This is a genomic window from Massilia oculi (genome assembly GCF_003143515.1).
GTDB classification, from domain to species: domain Bacteria; phylum Pseudomonadota; class Gammaproteobacteria; order Burkholderiales; family Burkholderiaceae_D; genus Telluria; species Telluria oculi.
In genome coordinates this window covers 643,672-663,567 of the sequence record NZ_CP029343.1, presented here as the reverse complement: position 1 = coordinate 663,567, position 19,896 = coordinate 643,672, and the positions used below count along the sequence as shown (strand labels likewise).

The following is a 19,896-nucleotide window of genomic DNA, read 5'->3' as shown; positions in this document are numbered from 1 at the left end:
CTAGCGCCCTTATCCTTCGGCTTTTTTTGTCAGACCATGAATTGCTCAGTCACCAGCTTGATCTTGTCGTCTTCGGCGCCATTGTCTGTCACCGCCACGTAGAAGCTTTCGCCATCTGGCGCCACGCGTACCACCACATGGCCGTCGTGGCTGTGCAATTTGCGCGTCAGGCGACCGTTGGCCAGCAGGTTTTCGCGCATCACGGTGGTGGCGAATACTGCACGCGGCCCCGGGTACAGTCGCTCGCTGAACATGCGCTCAAGCTGCAGCATGTCGGGATGCGCGATGTGCCATGACGGGATCACCCAGGCCCGCGGCCTGAGTGTGCGCACGACCTCGGGGTTCAAGCCATCGAACATGCCGTGGTGGTCCGCCGTCGCCACCGATACCGGCCCCGCCGCGCGTGCGGCCGGGCCCAGCACGTCGTGCCAGGGTAGCGCGCCATCGTGCGTGTAGCTGGTCAGGTCGCCCGCCGTGAAATAGCGGAAGCGTCCGCTGGCGATGCGGATCGCCGCCGAGCACGCGTTCTCGCTCGGCCAGTCGGCGCGCGCCAGCGTTTCTAGCGGCGGGAACAACTGACGGGTGGCGCTGCCAGTCCCCGTCCATACCACGCCATTGGCGGCGATATTGCGCACCTCGAAGCTGCTCGCGGTAGCGCGGTGGGCGCGTCCGGCGAACTGTTCGTTACTGCCCACCCGGAAAGCTTCGACGCGCAGCCCCGCCTTACGCCTGTCCGCAATGAAGGCGCGGTAGTTGTCGGCGAACGGCGCGGCGATCCGGGCCGGGAAATCGTAGTCCGGATAGCCTCGGTCGACCACGGTGCCGATCGCGATCTGGGCCGCCACGTCGGTCACGCCGCTCAGCCGGAAGGCGCCGTCAGGCGCCAGCGGTGTCGCCGCGTCGGCGTCGCCGGTATGGTCCGGGTGCAGATGGGTAGTAAGCAGGTAGTCCAGGCCCTCCAGGCCGGCGCGCCCCAGATGACGTCGCACGTAGCGCCCCATCCACTCGCCGGGACGGCGGCTGGCGTTGGGGCGCGGCGCCACCGACACTTCGGGTTCGTTGAACGAGGCGCCGGCGTCGATCAGCATGCTGGTACCGTCAGGCAGCATGACCAGGGTGGCGTTGCCACGGCCCGTAGCGATGTGGTGGATGTCGAGCCAGCCGGGCTGCCATGGCGCAAGCGCCGCACCCGCGCGCTCGGGCGCAGGGACGGAAGCGGGCGCTGCGGGCGCGGCGCGCGCCGATGGGCCCAGCGCCAATGGCAGCAGCGCGCCCAGCAGCAGGCGACGTCGGTCGTTCGGCGCCGCCATCAGAAGCGGCCCGTCAGGCTCAGGCCGAAGGTGCGCGGCTCGCCGGCGTAGCGCGCGCGCACCACCTGCGTCGAGCGGGTCAGCAGGTATTCGGTATCGTTGGCATTCTTCACCCATGCCAGCACGCGCCAGCTGCCGTCCGGCGACTCGACGCCGGCCGACAGGTTGGCCAGTCCGAAGCCTGGAAGCTGCAGGTTCGGGTCGTTGGCCGCGCCGGTGTTGTAGCTGTCTTTCCAGGCATAGCTGGCGGCGCCGACCAGGTATCCGAACGACGTCGGGTAGCGCAGATCGGCCGCAACGCCGGCCTGGCGCCGCGGCGAGTTCGACATGGGGTTGCCACTATTGTTGATATTGCCGATCGCAAAATGGTCGTAGTGCGCGTCCAGGTAGGCGAGGTTGGCAGACAGATCCAGCCAGGGGGCCGGTTTCCAGGCCAGTTCGATCTCGCCGCCGTTGACGGTGGCCTTGCCCGCGTTGAAGATGGAGAGGATGCCGGTGAGGGTATTGTTGACCAGCTCCTGCTTGTCGCGGTACTTCATCCGGAACAGCGAAGTATTGATGCGCATCCGATTTTCCAGCCATTGCGACTTGATACCTGCTTCATAGTTGTCGACTGTCTCGGGGTCGAACGGCGCGCGGAATGCTACCGCGCTCGCGGCGTCGGCGTTGAACCCGCCGCTGGTGAAGCCGCGGGTGGCGCTCAGGTAGGTCATCAGGCCGGCGCGCGGACGCCACGCCAGCACCGCCCGCGGGGTGACTTCGCTCCAGCTTCGGCTCAGGTCGTCCACGCTGAAACCGCTTGTCGGACGGACCAGGTCGCTGCGCGTCAGGCTGGCGCGCTTGCGGTCGCGCGTGTAGCGCGCGCCCATGGTCAGGTCGAGGGCCGGCGTCAGGTGCAGCACGCCGTCGGCGAACACGCCGACGCTGCGGCTGTCGACCTGCTGCTCGGCGACGGTGGCGCTGGCCAGTGCTCCGGTGCGTGCCGCCAGGCCACGCACGGCGAGGCGGCGCCAGCCGTCCTCCTCGGCGAAGTAGAGGCCGGCAACGATGTTGCCGCGCGCCCAATTTGGGCTGGCATAGCGCAGCTCCTGCGAGAAGGTGTCGATGTCGTCGGCGTCGCTGGTGACGCTCTGGCTGCCGCTGGCGAGCAGGGTGTAGCTGGCGCCAACCCCGGAATAGTCTTCGCTGGAGACGGACTTGCGCCAGGCGCTGATCGAGGTCAGCTCGCCGGCGTCCAGACGCCACACCAGCCGCGCCGAGGCGCCCTTGATCGTACGGCGGAACTCCTGTGCGACGCCAAGTTCCGAGGTGCGCACGTCGCCGTCGTTGCCCAGGGTATCGGACGACAGCGTGCGCCCGCCGTTGTCGTCCTCGCCGTAGTCGGCGCCGAAGGTGGCGTTCAGGCCAGGGGCAAGGCGCACGAGCGCCTGGGCGCGCAGGTTCTGGCTGTCGATGTCGTCCTGTTCACGTCCGCTCAGGCGGTCGCGCCCCAGCCCGTCGCGCCGGCGGCTGGAAGCCGACAGCTTGAACGCCGCCTCGCCGCCAAGCGGCACGTTGACCAGGCCCTTGGCATGGCGCTCGCCATAGTTGCCGGCAATGAGTTCGCCCTCCAGCGCGAAACGCTCCGGATCCGGACGCCGGGTATTGATCACGATCGCTCCGCCGGTGACGTTGCGGCCGAATAGCGTGCCCTGTGGCCCTTTCAGCACCGCGATCGACTCCAGGTCGAACAATTCGAAGCTGGCGGCGCTATTGCGGGGAATGAAGACGTCGTCGACGAACACGCCGACCGGCTTGTTGACGCCGATCTGGGAGAAGGTATTGCTGATGCCGCGGATGGCGATGGTCGGATTGGCCTGGCTGAAGGCCGACACCAGCAGCCCCGGCGTCAGGCGCGACAGTTCCTGCAGACCCTGGACCCGGTGCGCGTCGAGTGTACGGGCCGACAGGGCGGTCATGGCGATCGGCACGTCCTGCGCCGGCTGGGCGCGTTTTTGTGCGGTCACGGTGACGGTGTTCAGTTCCGTCCCGGTGCTTGCCGCTTTCTGGGCGGCGCCGGTCGCGGGGCGAAAGATCAGCACGGCGTCGCCGTCGCGCCGTACGCTCAGACCGGTACCGGCCAGCAGCGCCTCGAGCGCCTCGGCAGGGGGCATCTGCCCGCGCACGCCGCTGCTGCGCAGCGCCTGCACATCGTTCGACCGGTACAACAGCTGAACGCCGGTCTGCTGCGCGTACTGGTCGAGCGCGCTCTTGAGCTCTCCCGCAGGGATGTCGAGCGCCAGCGTCTGGGCCTGGAGCGTGGAGCAGAAGGTGAGGGCGCACAGGGCGCCGAGCAGTTTTGGATTTGCCATCGTTTTTTTCCTAGCCATCTTTGCTTGCGTAAGGGGGGCCGTGCCGGCTGTGTGGTGTTGCTTCCCTGTAAGACGGATGGCGCGGAAAAAACCGGAATGCTTCGGTTGAAATTAATTTGTTGGGTCTGCCCGCGACAGTACGATCTGCCCGATGCCATATTGCGCATGCAGGCCGAATCCCTGTTCCAGCAGGCGCACGAATCCGTCCAGGTTCGACGGTGCGAAGCTCCCGCCGATCGGCATCGAGGCCGCCTCCTTGTCGGACAGCACCAGCTTGCGTTCGTTATAGCGGTTGAATTCGGCCACCGCCTCGCCCAGCGTTTCGCCGTCGAACACGATGCGTCCGCTGCGCCACGCCATGCGCTGCGCGGTCTGCGCCGGACTGCGGTCGGCGCGTGCGATCCGGCCGCGCTCGGCACTCGCTTCCTGGTTGGGACTCAGTTCGACGGTTTCTTCGACTTGCAGCACCGTGGCGTTCGCGCTGACCCTGACCCTGCCCTGTTCAACCAGTACCGACGTGCGCTCGCCGTCGCGCCGTACCGTGAAGCGGGTGCCCAGCACAGTCACGCGGCTGGCGCCGGCATCGACCACGAACGGGCGCGCCGGATCGGGAGCGATATCGAAATATGCTTCGCCGTTGTCGAGCCACACCTTGCGCTGGCCATCAGGCGCGGCGCGCAGGCGGGTGGAGGTGTTGAGCGTGAGCCGCGAGCCATCGGCCAGGGCGACGGTGCGGTTCTCGCCGGTACGGGTGGCGTAGCGCTCGCCCTGGCGCGAGCTGAACTGGGGTGCAAGAACCACACCCAACCCGCAGGCGAGCAGAAGACCTGCCGCCAGGCGCCAGGTGTGCGCGAGCGCCGGCCCGGGACGCCGCGCGGGCGCCGGATCGGGACGGGCCGCGCCGTTCAGCGCATCGGCGCGGCGCCAGGCGGCGTGCAGTCGCAGGTAGGCCACACGGTGGCGCACGTCGGCTTCCAGCCATGCGTCCAGTTCGGCCTGCTGTCCGACGTCCCAGCGCGCGCCATCCTGGCGCGCCAGCCATTGGGCTGCCTCTTGCTCGAAGCTTGCTGCTGACTTGTTAGCCTGGTCCATCGCTATATTGAAGTGGTTCCGGTTGCCTGCTCATTCTGCGTATCCTTTTTCTCCGGCTTGCGCAGCTTGCGTTCCAGCTTGAGAATGCCAGCCCCGACGCCGCGTGCGAACAGCGCGTCGGCGATGGCGCGCATGCCTTTCGCGATCTGCTTTTCCACCGTGTCCTCGGTCACGCCCATTTCGGCCGCCACGGCGCGCTGCGACATGCCGTCCACCTTGCGCAGCATCACCGCCTGGCGGCAACGTGCCGGGGAGGGCGTCGAGCGCTTCCGCCAGCACGTTCAGTTCGGCGCGCCCGCTGGCATGCCGTTCCGGCGTCAGCTCGCAAGCCGACAGGTCGTCCAGCTCGGCGAACGCCTCGATCGAGACGACCTGCTGCCGCCGCGCGCGGTCAACCAGCAAATTACGCGCGGTCGCGAGCAGGAACGCAGCGGTGCGTTCGGGACGGCCGCGGCGCGCCGCTTCATACACGCGTGCGTAGACCTCCTGGCGCAGGTCCGGCCATTCCGCGCTATCGCGCCAGTTCTGCCGCAGGTAGCGCATGAGAACGCCCTCCAGCGGCAGCACTTCTCGGATGAACCAGTCGTCCAGATCGTTGAACATGTTTTGTGTGAAAGACGAATGGCGGTCAGAAATCCGGTACCGGCGCGGCAATGGACATCATCGCGCGCCGCACTCGAGGCTAGCAGCACAGTGTGACATGGCGATGAACGACGTTCTGGACGAGCGGACGGCCGTCGGTCGATGGCCTGGCGGCCGTCATTATCCCAGGCTCCACTTCGACGCAGTAGGCGGCATGACGGCGTTCGGCAAGTGGTTGCTGCGTCTGCTGCTGCTGCCACCGCTTCCAAGCAGTAAGAAGCTGCCCAATGTCGAGCTGCGCACCAATGCCTTGCTCAGGGACCGGACACAGCGACGCGAAATCGATGGCATCTGGCTTGCTCCAATCGGTTGAGAGCGGAAAAAGCGCAGTTTTTTCATCTTCACGTCACGATGCTATCAAGAACCGGCCCACCTCAGCATCTCGATCATCCAGGGGGAGGCGTCAGTAAGCTCTGAGCAAACTCGACCGACTGAACGTCACTCGGATCGTGCCGGTAATTTGGCAAGGACAACCAGTCGCTGGACAACCCGCACTAAGCCTGTCCAGAGACTCGACCGTCCCATCGCTCGGACAAGCCGGTGCGATTTCCTGCCTGAGCGTTTTACTTGAGACGCAGGAAAAGCACCGTGTTCGCGTCGAAGTAGTACGAATCGCTCTGGGGCTTCACCAGCGCGTAGATATTCTCCTTCACGTATTCAATATACCTTGTTCGCAATTTATCGTCAAAGAAATGGACTTGCCATTCGGAACCGTGAAGGAGCATGTGGTTTGATCCAGACAGGGCGGCCTGACTAGACGCGGCACGGCCTGGCGGTCTGAAGTGGTTGAGCTTACGCAATCGGAGACCGTTGATGTAAGGGCGCCGGAACGGGTACACGGTTATTTGCGCTTTACGATTCAATGAGTTCAGTTGCGGGCCACGATCGAATACTGATCCCACCGTCAAGCCTGGCGCTAGGCGCCAGCCTTCGCGCGATGGCGCTCCTGGAGCCAGGCCACGATGCCCGGCACCAGGGATAGCACGATGATGCCCACGATGACTGCCGTCAGGTTGTCGTTGACCCAGATGATATTGCCGAAAGCGAAGCCGGCCGCCGTCAGCGACACGACCCACAGGGTGCCGCCGGCCACGTTATACGACAGGACTGACCTCGGTCGATGTGCTGGGCGCCGACAAGATCAACGACAAGAACGTCAGCAACAGCAGGGAGCCGGTCGGCCAGCTGCCCGGCATCCAGCTCACCGAGACCCGGATGGGCGCCGAATCGGGCCAGGCGAGCTTCCGCGCCTGCAATGGTGAGGGCGATATCAACGGCATCAAGGTGCTGATCGACGGCATCCCGAGCAACGTTAACAGCGGTAATCAGCGCTTCATCGACATGATCTTCCCGCTCGAGGTCGACTATATCGAGGTGGTCTAAGGCACCAACGATCCGCGCTATGGCCTGCACAATATCGGCGGCAACATCAAACTCGGCACCCGCCAGGGCGGCAATCACTTCGACAGCCGCTTCACGGTCGGCAGCGTCGATACGAGGGAAGTGCAGGCCGCCTATGGTCGCGAAGCCGACGGTTTCTCGCAGAATTATTTGGTGGACAGGAAGGATTCCAACAGCGACCGCCGCAAGCACGGCGATTCCGACAACTACTGGCTGGGCGGCAAGTTGTTCCTGACCTCGAAGGACAGGTCGCGCACCGGCGTCCTGATGCTGCGCACCTACGAGCACGACGCCGACGAAGCGGGCTTCCTGACCGTGGCTACACCTATGCGATGCCGAGCGATTTCACGACGCCGGCGGCGATCCAGAACGACGACCGCTACAAACTCAACAACGTCGGCGCCTGTGTGCATGCGGTGATCAAGGCCACCGATCAGTCGCGCATCGTGGCCGGCTACCGGCTCGACCGCTTCACTGGCGGCAATCCGCTGGCGAGTGGGCGAATCTCGGTGCTTTGCTGCATGGTATTGCGCCAGCCATCCGGGCCCAGCACCCACAAGCGCACATACCGCCCGCGCAGCCGGTTGGCGCCTTGCATCTCGGCCCGGAAGCGCCCGGTGACCAGCGCCGCGCGGCCATTGTCGAGCAGCCGGATTTCCATGTCGTCGATCTCGTAGGAACGGAACTCGAACTCGTCGCGGCTCAGGAGTTGCAGGAATTCGGTCTTGGTTCGGGCGCGACCGCCCGATTCGACGTGGTAGTAGTCGCCGCTGATCAGCTTGCGCAGCGAGGTCACGTCGCGATTGGCGACGGCCTGGGCGCGGCGCTGCTCGGCCGCGCGCAGCGCCGCCAGATCGCCTGCCGCCGTGCCGGCGTCGCTTGCCGTGCCGCTGTTTGCCGCGCCGCTGTTTGTCATGCCTGCGGAGGCGGGCTTTGGTGCGCCGGGCTGGGGGAGTTGCGTCATGCCGACGGCTGGCTGGGAGGCGGCAAGGCAGAGCAGGGCGGACAGCAGGGCGGGCAGAAAGCGCATGGTCGGCGTGAGAGTGGTGGCACTGGCAAGTATATAAATTCCTGCAGCGGGATTTGTAACAAAGTTTTGCAGCATTTTGACTCGGCGCGCGCTGCGCGTGGTGTGCGGAGGAAAGCAACGTCTGCTCTGGCGCAGTAACGTAGCACTATCGATTGACCGACCCGGAGCGTTCTTTTCATTCATAAGGCCATTCCCGACGCCATGCCTGCAGCCGCCCTGCGTCCCGACGAAACCGAGCGCCTCGCGCTGCTGCGCGAATTTGACCTGCTGGACACGCCGGCCGAGCCGGTATTCGACCGGGTGGTGCGCCTGGCCAGCCGCCTGCAGCAGGTGCCGAAGGTGGCATTCTCGCTGATCGACGCCGAGCGCCAGTGGTGCAAGTCGCGGGTGGGCATCGAGGCCGCCGAGACGCCGGATGGGCGCTGGATCAGTGTCAACCGGGCGCTGTGCGAGCTGCTCGGCCATGCGACCGACGAACTGCAGGGGCGCGGTTTCGCCGACGTCACGCACGAGGACGACCGCGCCGGGGACGCGGCCCAGATGGACCGGCTGGCGCGGGGCGAGATCGACTTTCTGCGGCGCCAGAAGCGCTACCTGCGCCGGGACGGCTCGCCGGTCTGGGTCGACGTCAGGCGCAAGCTGGACGCGGCCGGGCGCCACGAATACGACGTGGCCGTGATCAAGGACATCCATGCGCAAAAGCTGGCGGAGGAAGAACAGGCGCACCTGCACGCCGATCTCGAGCGGCGGGTCAAGGCGTGCACGCCGGAAGAATTGATCAAGGCAGCCGACCATTGGATGGTTGAGGCCAAGAAATCCGGGCGCGGCTGCGTGCTGCCGCTTTCGTCTTCGTCGTAACAGGATTAGGATGTGAACATCGCAGGCGGCCCGCGCCGCATGCCGGCCACTCACAATCCAGGAGAACACGATGCATACCGCAGACTCACGGGACGTCCTCGCGCACAAGGGCACGCTGCGCATCGATCTGTTGCGGGTCAGCCTGGCGACCGCGATGGTCCTGCTGGCGCCCCTGGTCGCCATGCAGTTCACGCACCAGGTGGTGTGGAGCGGCGGCGATTTCGCCGCCGCCGCACTGCTGCTGGCCGGCGCCGGGCTGGCCTGCCTGCGCACCGCGCGCCGCGTGGCGCGCTGGCGGCCGTGGCAGCGGGTCGCCGCCGTCGGCGCGCTGGCTCTGTTGTTCGCCGCGCTGTGGGTGGAACTGGCGGTTGGCGTCTTTTTCGGTCTCGGCAGCTGATGTGCCGCTGGTCCGGTGCAGCCGCCGCGCGTGCTTCCTGAGACCTGGCGGGATGGCGCTGCTAGCGCAGCCGCAGCTCCTCGAACCGGAAGGGCTGGGCGATGAACACCGTATTGCAGACCTCACTCGGGTAAGCGTAGTCGAAAGCGATCCGGCCGGCGCTGTCGACCGCCACCAGCCGCGCCTGGGTGCGTTGCTCCAGCGCCGAATAGGCTACCAGATACTGGCCCGGCGCGCCTTCATAGGCCGACGAACAAATGTCTGACAGTAATTTGCGGTCGGCATCCCAGGTCCAGACTTCGCGCGCCGTGCGCGCCTGCTCGTCGATCGCATACCGTGACGGCGTGCTGTAGCTGCGGTTCTGGCCCGCTGGCGCGCCGGGCGGTTGTTCGGCGCTGGCCAGGCCGTTGTTGAACATCAGCAGTTCGCGGTTGGGCGCGACCGACAGCGAGTGCTGTCCGATCGGCACCTTGCCTTCGGTAATGCGCAGGGCCAGCGCGCGCAGCGACGGATAATTGACATACCAGTGTTTGGTAGTGTCGCCCAGCAGCCAGTGGATGGCGCCCGTTTCGTAGTCGAGCTTGACGACGAAGTTCTCGCGGCTCGAGATCAGCAGCGAATTGTCGTGGGCATCGTAGATGGCCGAGTTCATGTGGAACCAGTCGACGCCGTCGCGCACGAAGTTGTCGGGATTGTCGCCGCCAGCGCGCATCGTGGCGCGGAAGATCTGGCCCAGGTCCCATTCCTTGAGCACCCGCCCCGAGATGTCGATCTCGGCCAGGATCGACTCCACCAGCCGTACGCTGCCGACCAGGGCGTCGAGTTCGGCCAGGAAGCCGGTCTTGCCGCGCGCCAGGTCGTGGTGAAAGTTGGTGAAGCGCGGATCGTCGAGCCGGCTGCTGCGCACGGTGCCGTCGACGTCGACCTGGTGCAGCAGCGGCGCGCCCGGGTCGCCGACATAGAAGGCGTCATCGCCGAACAGCGAGGAGATGGAACTGCCCGGCGCGTCGCCGGCCCAGCGCACCTGGCCGTCGCTGTCGAGGATGACCGGCGTCGTGACACCGTTCTTGATCAGCATGTATTCGACGCCGGGCGAGGCGCCTCCGCGCGCGGTGCGTACCTCGGGCGTGGCATAGACGGTGGCCGGGCCGGTGTAGGGGCCGGTGGCCACCGCCACCTGCGCCACGTGGGTCGAACCGTCGCGAAAGCGCGTCGTGAGCGTGAGCTCGTTGCGGTGGCTGGCATACAGGCCGAAGACGGGGACGGCGATGCGCTTGCCGGACGCGTCCCAGGCCGCGCGCCGGCCGAGCCAGGCATGGTCATAGGTGACCTTGACCGGCCGCGAATGCGAGCCCGGACGGCCGGCGATCGTGTAGTGCACGCTGTCGAGGTGGGCGAAGTTGTCCAGCGTATAGCTCAGCTGCGCCACGAACGGTGTGGCGCCGGGGGCCTGGGCGATGGCGTCGATGCCGGCGCGTTCGGCCTGGGTCTCGTCGTCACTGCCGCAGGCGGACAACATGACGGACATCAGTATCCAGAGCAGGAGCGTGGTTGGCGACTTCATCAGCGCATTCATCGATCCTCCTGCGGGTCATTGCCGAAACCTCGAAACGAGGCACAACTCTGTTGTATTCCCTTTGGCGGACCGGTGCCTGCGATCGGCGCAATCCTGTTGCGCGAACTAAATGAAAAACGCTTGACCTTCCCATCGTGGGAAGGACTATCCTTTCGGTATGGATACGAGGAACGAGCAAATGAATAACACTGTCCTGAACATCGGCGGCATGACCTGCGCCTCGTGCGTGGCGCGGGTCGAGAAGGCGCTGCGCGCGGTGCCGGGCGTGAGCGGCGCCAGCGTCAACCTGGCCACCGAGAAGGCCAGCGTGCAGGGCCAGGCCGCGCCGGAGGTGCTGGCGGCGGCCGTGCGCGCGGCCGGCTACGAGGCGGACATCGAACTGCCGGACGCCTCCGGCGCGCGCCCAGCGCGGCGCAAGGAAACGAACGCGCTGCCGGCCTGGTGGCCGGTGGCCGCCGCCATGCTGCTCAGCCTGCCGCTGGTGCTGCCGATGCTGGCCGCACCCTTCGGTCGTGCGTGGATGCTGCCCGGCTGGCTGCAGCTGGCCCTGGCCACGCCGGTCCAGTTCTGGCTCGGCGCGCGTTTCTACCGCGCCGGCTGGAAGGCGCTGCGCGCCGGCAGCGGCAATATGGACTTGCTGGTGGCGCTCGGCACCAGCGCCGCCTATGGCCTGTCGGTCTATCTGCTCTTGCGTGCGGGCGCACATGGCGCCCATGCCGATCCCGAGCAGCATCTGTATTTCGAAACCTCGGCTGTCGTGATCGCGCTGGTCCTGCTGGGTAAATGGCTGGAAGGCCGCGCCAAGCGCCAGACCCTGGCGGCGCTGGACGCATTGGGCCGCCTGCGGCCCGACGAGGCGCTGGTGCGGCGCGGCGGCAAGGACGTGCCGGTGGCGCTGGGCGCGCTGCGCGTGGGCGAACTGATGGTGGTCAAGCCCGGCGCGCGGGTGCCGGCCGACGGCGTCGTGGTCGAAGGCAGCAGTCACCTTGACGAGTCGCTGCTGACCGGCGAGAGCCTGCCGGTGGCGAAACAGCCGGGCGACCGGGTGGCCGGCGGCGCCGTCAATGCCGACGGCTTGCTGCTGGTCGAGGCGACGGCGGTCGGCGCGGCGACGATGCTGTCGCAGATCATCCGCATGGTCGAGGATGCGCAGGCGGTCAAGGCGCCGATCCAGCGCCTGGTGGACCGGGTGAGCGCGGTGTTCGTGCCGGTGGTGCTCGCGATCGCGCTGGCGACCCTGCTGGGCTGGGGCCTGGCGGGCGGCGACTGGCAGGCGGCCCTGCTCAATGCGGTGGCTGTGCTGGTGATCGCCTGCCCCTGCGCGCTGGGCCTGGCCACGCCCACCGCGGTGATGGTCGGCACCGGCGCGGCGGCCCGCCACGGCATCCTGATCAAGGACGCCGAGGCGCTGGAGACCGCGCATGCGCTGGACGTCGTCGTGTTCGACAAGACCGGCACCCTGACCGAGGGCAAGCCGCGGCTGGTGGCCCATGAAGGCGTCGACCCGGCGCGGCTGCTGGCGCTGGCCGCCAGCGTGCAGGGGGGCAGCTCCCACCCGCTGGCGGGCGCCGTGCTCGAGGAAGCGGCGCGCCAGGGCCTGGCGCCGCCGCCGGCGGCCAGCGCCGCGCGCGCCTTGCCGGGCCGCGGCGTCGAGGCCGAGGTCGGCGGCGCCACCATCGTGCTCGGCAACCGGCGCCTGATGGAAGAGCTCGGCGTGCCGGCCGCGGGTGGCGAGCGGCATGAAGCGGCCGGGCGTACCGTGTCCTGGCTGGCGGAGCGCAGGGACGGGCGGGTGCGGGTGCTGGGTCTGCTCGCCTTCGGCGACCGCATCAAGCCGGGCGCGCCCGACGCCGTCGCGCGCCTCAAGGAGGCCGGCATCGAGCCGGTCCTGCTCAGCGGCGACAGACAGGGCGCCGCGCGCACGGTGGCGCAGGCGCTCGGCATCGAGCGCGTGCATGCCGAGGTGCTGCCGCTCGACAAGGCGCAGGTGGTCGCCGGCTTGCGCCGGGACGGGCGCAAGGTGGCGATGGTCGGCGACGGCATCAACGACGCGCCGGCCCTGGCGGCGGCCGATGTCGGCATGGCGATGGCGACCGGCACCGACGTCGCCATGCACAGCGCCGGCGTGACCCTGATGCGCGGCGACCCGCGCCTGGTGGCCGACGCCATCGCGGTATCGCGTCGGACCTACCGCAAGATCCGCCAGAACCTGGGCTGGGCCTTCGTCTATAACGTGATCGGCCTGCCGCTGGCGGCCTTCGGCCTGCTCGATCCGGTGCTGGCCGGCGCCGCGATGGCGCTCAGCTCGGTCAGCGTGGTCGCCAACGCGCTGCTGCTGCGGCGCTGGACGCCCGCGGTGGCCAACCCGGCGACCGACCCGGCCGCCATTGAATCCGCAACTGCATCTGCACCCGTATCCGAACCGATTCCAACCACCGGGGCGGAAACGCCCCCAAAGACAGGAGAAAACACCATGTATGAACTGACCGTGGAAGGCATGAGCTGCAACCATTGCGTGGGCCGCGTCACCAAATCGGTGCAGGCGGTCGACGCCGACGCCAAGGTCGCGATCGACCTCGACAAGGGCAGCGTGCGCATCGACAGCCAGGCCGACCTCGACCGGATCGTGGCCGCCATCGACGGCGCAGGGTATCCGGTCACCGCGCGATCCGCCGCCTAGGGTTTTTTCGTCCAGCGGTATCAAATATGGACGTTAAGCCATTTATTCCTCGCCCTATGCAAAGAGAATTGCGCTATATTTTATTGAAACGACAATAAAACATGGCGCCGCCCGGACAGCCGCAGAACGCCTGCTGCCCCCGCCGGATCCGCCACGGGGAGAACAATGCGACAAGGCGTTCCGGCAGAACCGACCGACCTGGTAAAGCATCCGCCGAGCGGCGCCCAGCTGCGCCACGCGCTATGGGTAGTGTCCTGCCTGGCGCTGGTCTTCGCGCTGCTGGCGCCGGCCGCCGGGATCCCGCTGGCGCGGGCGCCGGAATTCATCCCGATGTACGGCTCGGTGCTGATCGGCGTCAACTTGCTGACCGGCATCCTGCTGCTGGGACACGTCCACACCGGACGCTCGCGCGCGCTCGGCCTCCTGGTTCTGGGCTACCTGCTCACGGCGCTGATCGCCAGCGCCCACCTGCTGACCTTTCCCGGCCTGTTCGCCGACCAGGGCGTGCTGGGCGGCAATCACCAGACCACGCCCTGGCTGCACCTCGCCTGGCATGCGCTGTTCCCCCTGTTCGTGCTCGGCTATACCCGCAGCACCGATGCGCCGCCGCTGCCCCCGCACTTCATGCGCGTCGGCGCCTTGCTGATCGTGCTGGTCGTGGCGCTGCTGGTGCTGGTGTCGACCTCGGGCGTGCGCTGGCTGCCGCCATTGATGGTGGGAACGCGCACGCTGCCGCTGTATCACTGGATCGCGGGCGCCGTTCTTGCCCTCACGGTCGGCGTGCTGTGGGCGATCGTGCGCAAGCGCCCGCGCACCGTGCTCGATGTCTGGCTGGCGGTGGCGATGGCGGCCTGGATGTTCGAGGTCGCGCTGTCCTGCGTGCTCAACGATGGCACGTTCGACCTCGGTTTCTATGCCGGCCGACTGTATGGACTGGCGGCGGCGCTGTTCGTGCTGGGCGCGCTGGCGATCGACAATATCGCCCTGCATGCGCGCCTGCACGCGACCTTCCAGGAAATGATGGAGACCCGCGCCCACGCCCAGTGGCAAAGCCTGCTGGGGACGGTGCTGCGGCAGTTGCCGGACGGGGTGCTGATCGTCGACGCGGCGGGGCGCTGCGTGATGGCCAATGACCAGGCCGGCCGGATGGCGGCCAATTTCGGCCCGGGCGCCGACGGCGCGCATGCCGGGACGCACCGCGGCATCGCGGCCATGCTCGACCTGATCCGCGCTCCGGTGGCGCGCGCGGTGGGCGGCGAGACCTTCCACGACGCCGTGCTGGAAAGCGTTCATGCAGGCGTGCGGCGCACCTATACGGTGAGCGGCGCGCCGCTGCGCGACGGCGCCGCCGAGCTCGCGGCGGCGGTGATCGTGCTGGACGACGTCACCGAGCGCACCGAGGCCAGCGCGGCCCTGGCGCGCGCGCTGGACCAGACGCGCTACCTGATCGAGAACACCCCGCTGGCCGTGATCGAATGGAACCGCGAACGGGTCGTCACCCAGTGGAATGGCCGCGCCGAAGAGCTGTTCGGCTGGCGCCAGCATGAGGTGGTCGGCTCCCGCATCGATGCGCTGCCGATGATCCACGAGAGCGACGCCGACCAGGTGGGCCTGATGATCCGGCGCCTGCTCGATTCTCCCACCCGCCACGCCAAGTCGAGCAACCGCAACCTTACCCGCGACGGCCGCGTGCTGTGCTGCGAGTGGTACAACTCGGTGCTGGTCGACGAGGCCGGCCAGATCCTGACCGTATTCTCGCTGGTGCTGGACGTGACCGAGCGCGAACAGGCGATGGACGGCCTGCGCGAGGCCGACCAGCGCAAGGACGTGTACATCGCCACCCTGGCGCATGAGCTGCGCAACCCGCTGGCGCCGATCGCCAACGCGGCCTCGCTGCTGCGCTGCAAGTCCCTGCCGCCCGAGCGCATCGAATGGATCGCGGCTATGGTCGGCCGCCAGGTGGCCCAGATGGCGCGCCTGCTGGACGACCTGCTGGAGGTCTCGCGCATCGGCCGCGGCAAGATCGAGCTGCGCCGCGCGCGGGTCGAACTCGGGCGGCTGATCCGCGACGCCCTGCAGGCCAGCATGCCGCTGATCGAGAGCGGACGCCACCAGGTGGCGCTGCGGCTGGTCGACGAGCCACTGTGGGTCGACGCCGACGCGCTGCGCCTGACCCAGGTGTTCGCGAACCTGATCAACAATGCGGCCAAGTACACGCCGCCTGGCGGGGCGCTCGAGATCGGACTGCGCTCGGAGAACGGCGAGGCGGTGGCCTGGGTGGCCGACAACGGCGTCGGCCTTGACGCCGGCATGATCGAGCGCGTGTTCGATCCCTTCGTGCAGGTCGGCAGCGCGCGCCACCTGGCCCAGGGCGGCCTGGGAATCGGGCTGTCGCTGGCCAAGGGCTTCGTCGAGCTGCATGGCGGCAGCGTGCGCGCCGACAGCGATGGGGAGGGGCAAGGCGCCACCTTCATCGTGCGCCTGCCGCTGTGCGAGGCGGCCGAGCCGGAGGCCCACGCCGAGAGCGAGTCGGCCGGCGGCGCCGTCACCGGCAGGCATATCCTGGTGGCCGACGACAACGTCGACGCCGCCGATTCGCTGGCCTGGCTGCTGCGTTCCGAGGGCGCGACCGTGGCGGTGGCGCACGACGGCGTCCAGGCGCTGCGGCTGTACGATGAGCGCCGCGCCGACATCGTGGTGCTCGACCTCGGCATGCCCGAGATGAGCGGACTGGAAGTGGCGGCGATCCTGGCCGACAAGTGTCCGCGCCCCTACCTGGTGGCGGTCACGGGACGCGGACGCCAGGAAGACCGCGCCGCCTCGCGCGCGGCCGGCTTCGACGAGCACTTCACCAAGCCGGTCGCGCCGCAGCAGCTGATCGAGCTGCTGCGCGGGGTGACGCAGGATCAAACAAGGCGCTAGTGGTGGCCGTCGTGGTCCTTCGGGCCCGGCTTGCGCGCCTTGAGGGCAGGGCCGGCCGGCGCCTGCTGGCTGGCATGCGGCGCACTGGTGGCGGCCGGCACCTCGCCGGTCCATTCGCGGGCGACGCTGCCGGCCGGGTGGCGGTACCAGCCGGGATCGCGGTAGTCGCCGCGCTTCAAGCCCTCGCGCACCTTCAGTACCGTGAACATGCCGCCCATCTCCAGGTTGCCGAAGGGGCCGTCGCCGCTCATCATCGGCAGCGTATTGTGCGGCAGCGCCATCTTCATGTCGCCCATCGAGCCGCCCTTGTCGCCCATGACCATATAGCCCGGCACCAGCTTGTTGATCTTCTCGGCCACGCCGCGGTGGTCGACGCCGATCAGGGTCGGCACGTCATGGCCCATCGCATTCATCGTGTGGTGCGATTTATGGCAGTGGAAAGCCCAGTCGCCCGGCGCGTCGGCCACGAACTCGATGGCACGCATCTGGCCGACCGCGACGTCGGTGGTCACCTCGGGCCAGCGCGCCGACTTGGGCACCCAGCCGCCGTCGGTGCCGGCCACTTCGAAGCGGTGGCCGTGCAGGTGGATCGGGTGGTTGGTCATCGTCAGGTTGCCGACCCGGATGCGCACCTTCTCGTTCAGCCCGGCCACCATCGGATCCAGGCCCGGGAACACGCGGCTGTTGATGGTCCACAGATTGAAGTCGAGCATGGTGTTGGTGCGCGGCGTGTAGCTGCCCGGCTCGATGTCGTAGGACGACAGCAGCATCACGTAATCGCGGTCGACGGCGTGCTGGCGCGGATTCTTCGGATGCGTGACCCAGAAACCCATCATCCCCATCGCCATCTGCTGCATCTCATCGGCATGCGGGTGGTACATGAAGGTGCCGGCATGGCGCGCCACGAATTCATAGACGAAGGTCTTGCCCGGCTGGATGCCGGGCTGCGTGAGGCCGGTGACTCCGTCCATCCCGCACGGCAGCAACTGGCCGTGCCAGTGCACGCTGGTGTGCTCCGGCAGCTTGTTGGTCACGAAAATGCGCACCCGGTCGCCTTCGACAACCTCGATCGTGGGCCCCGGGCTCTGGCCGTTGTAGCCCCACAGATTGGCCTGCATGCCGGGCGCCAGCTCGCGCACAACGGGTTCGGCCACCAGGTGGAATTCCTTGACGCCGTCCTTCATGCGCCAGGGCAGGGTCCAGCCGTTGAGGGTCACGACCGGGTTGTAGGGACGGCCGCCGGTTGGCGCCAGCGGGGCCGCGGTGGCGGCGGAGGTGTGGACCGGGGCTTCGGGCAGCGTGGCGGCGCCGGCCTTGCTCACCAGCGAGGCGCCCAGCATGGTCACGCCGGCGCCGGTCAGGAACGATCTGCGGTTGGTCATTGTGCTTCCTTGTGTTCGTGGGCCTGGCCGTGCGGCGGGGCCGCCGGCGGGGCAGTCTGCAGGCGGCCTCCCAGGGCGGCTTCGAGGTCGGCCTCGGCCAGCCAGAAATCCTTGAGGGCGTCGATGGTGGCATGCACCGCCGCCGCCTGTTCGCGCGCATCGGCCAGCAGCTCGAAGGGGCTGGCCAGCATGCCGTTGTAGCGCAGCAGGGTCTCGCCCGCGATCTTCTGGCGCAGCGGGATCACCTGGTCGCGGTAGTGGCGCGCGACGTCGTAGCTTGCGCGGTAGCCCAGGTAGCCGGCGCGCGCTTCGCTGCGCGCATTCACGGCCGTCTCGGCGACCCGCCCGACGGCCTGCATGTACAGGCTTTCAGCACGCGCGACCCGGGCGCCGCCCCAGTCGAACAGCGGCAGTTCGAGCGAGATCTCATAGCCTTCGCTGCGCGGCTCGCCCGTCTCGCTCTTGCTGGCGTAGCCCAGGTCGAGCACATTGACCATGCGCGTGGCGCGCGTCAGGCCCAGGTCGGCGGCGGTGCCGGCGGCGGCGGCGCGCGCTGCGCGCACGTCGAGGCGCCGCTCCAGCGCCAGGCGTTCGATGCCGGCCAGTTCGACCGGCTGCGCCGGCAGCTCCGGCAGGCGTTCCGGCAGGGCGTAGCCGGCCTGAAAGCCCCACAGGCCGAGCTGGCGCGTCAGGTGTTCGCGGGCGACGTCGCGGGCGCGGGCGGCGCGCAGGACAGCGGCGCCGGCTTCGGCATGGAAGGCCGATTCGCGCGCCAGGTCGAGCGCGCTGGCATTGCCGGCCAGGGTCATGCGTTCCATCAGTTCGCTCGAGGCGTCGGCCGCCGCGGCGACCTGGCGCGCATAGTCGAGCGCCTGGCCGGCGGCCACGGCCTCGATCCAGGCGCGCCGGGTGGCGATCGCATGGCGTTCGATGGCGGCGGCGACCCGTAGCGTGGTCTCCTGGTGGCGCCGCTCGGCCATGCGCTGGCGCAGCGGCATGGTCAGGAGGCCCGCCAGGTCGAGCGACACGCCGCGCTCGATCTCGCGGCTGCCGCCGCCATCCATGCGCGAAAAGCCGAACGAGGGATTGCGCAGGCGCGCGGCCTGGGCCAGGTCGGCCTGGGCGATGCCGGCGTCCCAGTAGCTTGCCTGCAGGCCGGGGTGGTTCAGGACGGCGATGCGCACGGCGGCGTCCAGGCCGAGCGGCTCCTTGAGCAGGGCGTCGATTTCCAGCGCCAGTGCGCGCCGGTCGTCGTCGTTGCGCAGCAGGCGCGCCTCGACGCCGGTACGCTCGCGCGCCTCGTCGGCGCTGATGCGCAATGCGGCGCCGGGATCGGTGCTGGCGCAGCCGGCCAGCAGCAGCGCGGCAGCCGCGGCCAGGGCGCTGCGCGACATCATCTGAGTGGCCATCAGTGGTGTTCTCCATGCCCGTGGTGGCCATGGTGTTCATGGCCGTCGGCCTTCGGCTTCGCCTTTGGCGCGGGCTTGGCATGGCCCGCATGTGCGGAGTGGTCGGCATGTGCGGCGTGTGCGCCATGATGGGCATGCGCCGGCTGGCCGGCCACGGTGCGGTTGCTTTCCTGCCAGTTGCGGTCGGGCGTGGTCGCGGCGGCGGCAGGCGGGCGCTGCACATGGGCGCTTTGATATCGCGTCTCGGGAACGGCGGCGGCGGGGTCGATGGCGGTGTGCTGGGCGATGGCGGGCATGGCCGCGAGCAATGCGCCCAGCAGGGCGGCCGCGCGCCATGGCGCGGCGGTGTACGTAAACATGGTGTCCTCGTTCGGATGAAATGCGTCGGACCGCGCACGGGGCGCGGCGGGCGAAATCAGGCGAGCGGGAAGCGGGGCGGTCGTTCGGGCAGCGCGAGGTCGACCGCGGCGAGGCGGCCGGTGGCGGCCACGAGGAGAGCGGTGGTCAGCGTGGGCGGAGGCGGCGCGATGCCGGACGCGGGCGCCATGGCGGCGCCCATGCAGCATGCGGCGCAGGCGCTGCAGCTGCCGTCATGATCGTGCGCATCCTGGGCAATATCTGGCGCCTGGTCCTGCATTTCGTGGCAAGGGGTGCTTGCGGCGTCGTGGTGCGGGGCCGCATGAGCGGCCTGCTGCGTCCCTTGCGGCGCGTCGTGTGCGCACGCAAGCATGGCGGCCGAAGCGATTCCCTGGAACGGGATCGCCAGCAGCATCAGCCATACGAACAGGAGACGGAGAGAATATTTCACGCGGCGATTCTAGCACGCCCGGCGCCCCGGGCGGCAAG

At 68.3% G+C, this 19,896-nt stretch carries 18 protein-coding genes and 1 pseudogene; 7 read left to right on the top strand and 12 right to left on the bottom strand.

The genetic code is table 11. The features are described 5' to 3' along the window. Positions 1 to 29: 29 nt before the first annotated feature. From DIR46_RS03015 to DIR46_RS27095, 5 genes and pseudogenes are all read right to left on the bottom strand, one after another. Positions 30 to 1,310, bottom strand: a complete 1,281-nt coding sequence (locus DIR46_RS03015; RefSeq protein WP_109343921.1) for a ComEC/Rec2 family competence protein — start codon at positions 1,308 to 1,310, stop codon at positions 30 to 32. Beyond that, positions 1,310 to 3,661 (bottom strand): TonB-dependent receptor, encoded by a 2,352-nt coding sequence (locus tag DIR46_RS03010; protein WP_162819407.1) that lies wholly within the window; start codon positions 3,659 to 3,661, stop codon positions 1,310 to 1,312. The genes DIR46_RS03015 and DIR46_RS03010 overlap by 1 nt, the downstream gene beginning before the upstream one ends. A 111-nt stretch (positions 3,662 to 3,772) precedes the next feature. Further along, positions 3,773 to 4,753 carry a FecR family protein gene (locus DIR46_RS03005; protein WP_109343919.1) on the bottom strand — a complete coding sequence of 327 codons (981 nt, stop codon included), beginning with the start codon at positions 4,751 to 4,753 and terminating at the stop codon, positions 3,773 to 3,775. A gap of 2 nt (positions 4,754 to 4,755) precedes the next feature. Beyond that, on the bottom strand, positions 4,756 to 4,980 hold the full coding sequence (locus DIR46_RS27100; protein ID WP_229446472.1) for a sigma factor-like helix-turn-helix DNA-binding protein: 225 nt from the start codon (positions 4,978 to 4,980) through the stop codon (positions 4,756 to 4,758). Between the two features lie 205 nt (positions 4,981 to 5,185). Beyond that, positions 5,186 to 5,296: pseudogene (locus tag DIR46_RS27095) on the bottom strand (hypothetical protein); the annotation flags it as partial. A 157-nt stretch (positions 5,297 to 5,453) separates the two neighbouring features. Here DIR46_RS27095 and DIR46_RS02995 point away from each other — a divergent pair. Then, positions 5,454 to 5,708 carry a hypothetical protein gene (locus DIR46_RS02995; RefSeq protein WP_109343918.1) on the top strand — a complete coding sequence of 85 codons (255 nt, stop codon included), beginning with the start codon at positions 5,454 to 5,456 and terminating at the stop codon, positions 5,706 to 5,708. 603 nt (positions 5,709 to 6,311) lie between these two features. Here the strand turns inward: DIR46_RS02995 and DIR46_RS26385 are convergent. Continuing rightward, on the bottom strand, positions 6,312 to 6,488 hold the full coding sequence (locus DIR46_RS26385) for an SNARE-associated domain-containing protein (protein WP_162819406.1): 177 nt from the start codon (positions 6,486 to 6,488) through the stop codon (positions 6,312 to 6,314). 29 nt (positions 6,489 to 6,517) lie between these two features. On the opposite strand from DIR46_RS26385, the gene DIR46_RS27090 reads away from it, so the two are divergent. Together DIR46_RS27090 and DIR46_RS27085 are read left to right on the top strand one after the other, a co-directional pair. Next, positions 6,518 to 6,778 (top strand): TonB-dependent receptor plug domain-containing protein, encoded by a 261-nt coding sequence (locus DIR46_RS27090; RefSeq protein ID WP_229446471.1) that lies wholly within the window; start codon positions 6,518 to 6,520, stop codon positions 6,776 to 6,778. A gap of 120 nt (positions 6,779 to 6,898) precedes the next feature. Next, complete coding sequence (locus DIR46_RS27085) at positions 6,899 to 7,216, top strand: hypothetical protein (protein WP_229446470.1); 318 nt, start codon at positions 6,899 to 6,901, stop codon at positions 7,214 to 7,216. Between the two features lie 34 nt (positions 7,217 to 7,250). On the opposite strand, the gene DIR46_RS02985 is transcribed toward DIR46_RS27085, so the two are convergent. After that, positions 7,251 to 7,760: a nuclear transport factor 2 family protein gene (locus DIR46_RS02985; protein ID WP_162819405.1), complete on the bottom strand. Its 510-nt coding sequence runs from the start codon at positions 7,758 to 7,760 to the stop codon at positions 7,251 to 7,253. 267 nt (positions 7,761 to 8,027) lie between these two features. Here DIR46_RS02985 and DIR46_RS02980 point away from each other — a divergent pair, with 267 nt between their 5' ends. Together DIR46_RS02980 and DIR46_RS02975 are read left to right on the top strand one after the other, a co-directional pair. Next, a complete protein-coding gene (locus DIR46_RS02980; RefSeq protein ID WP_229446469.1) occupies positions 8,028 to 8,684 on the top strand; it encodes a PAS domain S-box protein in 657 nt (218 codons plus the stop codon). 70 nt (positions 8,685 to 8,754) lie between these two features. Next, a complete protein-coding gene (locus DIR46_RS02975) occupies positions 8,755 to 9,081 on the top strand; it encodes a hypothetical protein (RefSeq protein WP_205289065.1) in 327 nt (108 codons plus the stop codon). Between the two features lie 61 nt (positions 9,082 to 9,142). On the opposite strand, the gene DIR46_RS02970 is transcribed toward DIR46_RS02975, so the two are convergent. Next, complete coding sequence (locus DIR46_RS02970) at positions 9,143 to 10,657, bottom strand: aryl-sulfate sulfotransferase (protein WP_109343916.1); 1,515 nt, start codon at positions 10,655 to 10,657, stop codon at positions 9,143 to 9,145. 157 nt (positions 10,658 to 10,814) lie between these two features. Between DIR46_RS02970 and DIR46_RS02965 the strand changes: the two genes are divergently transcribed. Both DIR46_RS02965 and DIR46_RS02960 read left to right on the top strand, forming a co-directional pair. Continuing rightward, a complete protein-coding gene (locus DIR46_RS02965) occupies positions 10,815 to 13,337 on the top strand; it encodes a heavy metal translocating P-type ATPase (protein ID WP_109343915.1) in 2,523 nt (840 codons plus the stop codon). 165 nt (positions 13,338 to 13,502) lie between these two features. Further along, positions 13,503 to 16,259 carry an ATP-binding protein gene (locus DIR46_RS02960; RefSeq protein ID WP_109343914.1) on the top strand — a complete coding sequence of 919 codons (2,757 nt, stop codon included), beginning with the start codon at positions 13,503 to 13,505 and terminating at the stop codon, positions 16,257 to 16,259. Here the strand turns inward: DIR46_RS02960 and DIR46_RS02955 are convergent. From DIR46_RS02955 to DIR46_RS02940, 4 genes are read right to left on the bottom strand one after another with little or no spacing between them, the layout of a single operon-like run. Next, positions 16,256 to 17,641, bottom strand: coding sequence for a multicopper oxidase family protein (locus DIR46_RS02955; RefSeq protein WP_109343913.1), 1,386 nt, complete (start codon positions 17,639 to 17,641; stop codon positions 16,256 to 16,258). The two genes, DIR46_RS02960 and DIR46_RS02955, sit on opposite strands and share 4 nt — an antisense overlap. Further along, positions 17,638 to 19,050, bottom strand: a complete 1,413-nt coding sequence (locus tag DIR46_RS02950; RefSeq protein ID WP_109343912.1) for a TolC family protein — start codon at positions 19,048 to 19,050, stop codon at positions 17,638 to 17,640. Before DIR46_RS02950 ends, DIR46_RS02955 begins: the two co-directional genes overlap by 4 nt. Next, a complete protein-coding gene (locus DIR46_RS02945) occupies positions 19,050 to 19,409 on the bottom strand; it encodes a hypothetical protein (RefSeq protein ID WP_109343911.1) in 360 nt (119 codons plus the stop codon). Before DIR46_RS02945 ends, DIR46_RS02950 begins: the two co-directional genes overlap by 1 nt. A gap of 56 nt (positions 19,410 to 19,465) precedes the next feature. Further along, on the bottom strand, positions 19,466 to 19,858 hold the full coding sequence (locus tag DIR46_RS02940; protein ID WP_162819404.1) for a hypothetical protein: 393 nt from the start codon (positions 19,856 to 19,858) through the stop codon (positions 19,466 to 19,468). Positions 19,859 to 19,896 lie beyond the last annotated feature (38 nt).

Bases quoted from the DNA above. Each gene is read 5' to 3' on its own strand.
- DIR46_RS27100 (WP_229446472.1), bottom strand. From the start codon at position 4,980: ATGCTGCGCAAGGTGGACGGCATGTCGCAGCGCGCCGTGGCGGCCGAA.
- DIR46_RS02955 (WP_109343913.1), bottom strand. From the start codon at position 17,641: ATGACCAACCGCAGATCGTTCCTGACCGGCGCCGGCGTGACCATGCTG.
- DIR46_RS02965 (WP_109343915.1), top strand. From the start codon at position 10,815: ATGGATACGAGGAACGAGCAAATGAATAACACTGTCCTGAACATCGGC.
- DIR46_RS02995 (WP_109343918.1), top strand. From the start codon at position 5,454: ATGGCGATGAACGACGTTCTGGACGAGCGGACGGCCGTCGGTCGATGG.
- DIR46_RS02950 (WP_109343912.1), bottom strand. From the start codon at position 19,050: ATGGCCACTCAGATGATGTCGCGCAGCGCCCTGGCCGCGGCTGCCGCG.
- DIR46_RS02985 (WP_162819405.1), bottom strand. From the start codon at position 7,760: ATGACGCAACTCCCCCAGCCCGGCGCACCAAAGCCCGCCTCCGCAGGC.
- DIR46_RS02945 (WP_109343911.1), bottom strand. From the start codon at position 19,409: ATGTTTACGTACACCGCCGCGCCATGGCGCGCGGCCGCCCTGCTGGGC.
- DIR46_RS03015 (WP_109343921.1), bottom strand. From the start codon at position 1,310: ATGGCGGCGCCGAACGACCGACGTCGCCTGCTGCTGGGCGCGCTGCTG.
- DIR46_RS02975 (WP_205289065.1), top strand. From the start codon at position 8,755: ATGCATACCGCAGACTCACGGGACGTCCTCGCGCACAAGGGCACGCTG.
- DIR46_RS03010 (WP_162819407.1), bottom strand. From the start codon at position 3,661: ATGGCAAATCCAAAACTGCTCGGCGCCCTGTGCGCCCTCACCTTCTGC.
- DIR46_RS03005 (WP_109343919.1), bottom strand. From the start codon at position 4,753: ATGGACCAGGCTAACAAGTCAGCAGCAAGCTTCGAGCAAGAGGCAGCC.
- DIR46_RS02970 (WP_109343916.1), bottom strand. From the start codon at position 10,657: ATGAATGCGCTGATGAAGTCGCCAACCACGCTCCTGCTCTGGATACTG.
- DIR46_RS02960 (WP_109343914.1), top strand. From the start codon at position 13,503: ATGCGACAAGGCGTTCCGGCAGAACCGACCGACCTGGTAAAGCATCCG.
- DIR46_RS02980 (WP_229446469.1), top strand. From the start codon at position 8,028: ATGCCTGCAGCCGCCCTGCGTCCCGACGAAACCGAGCGCCTCGCGCTG.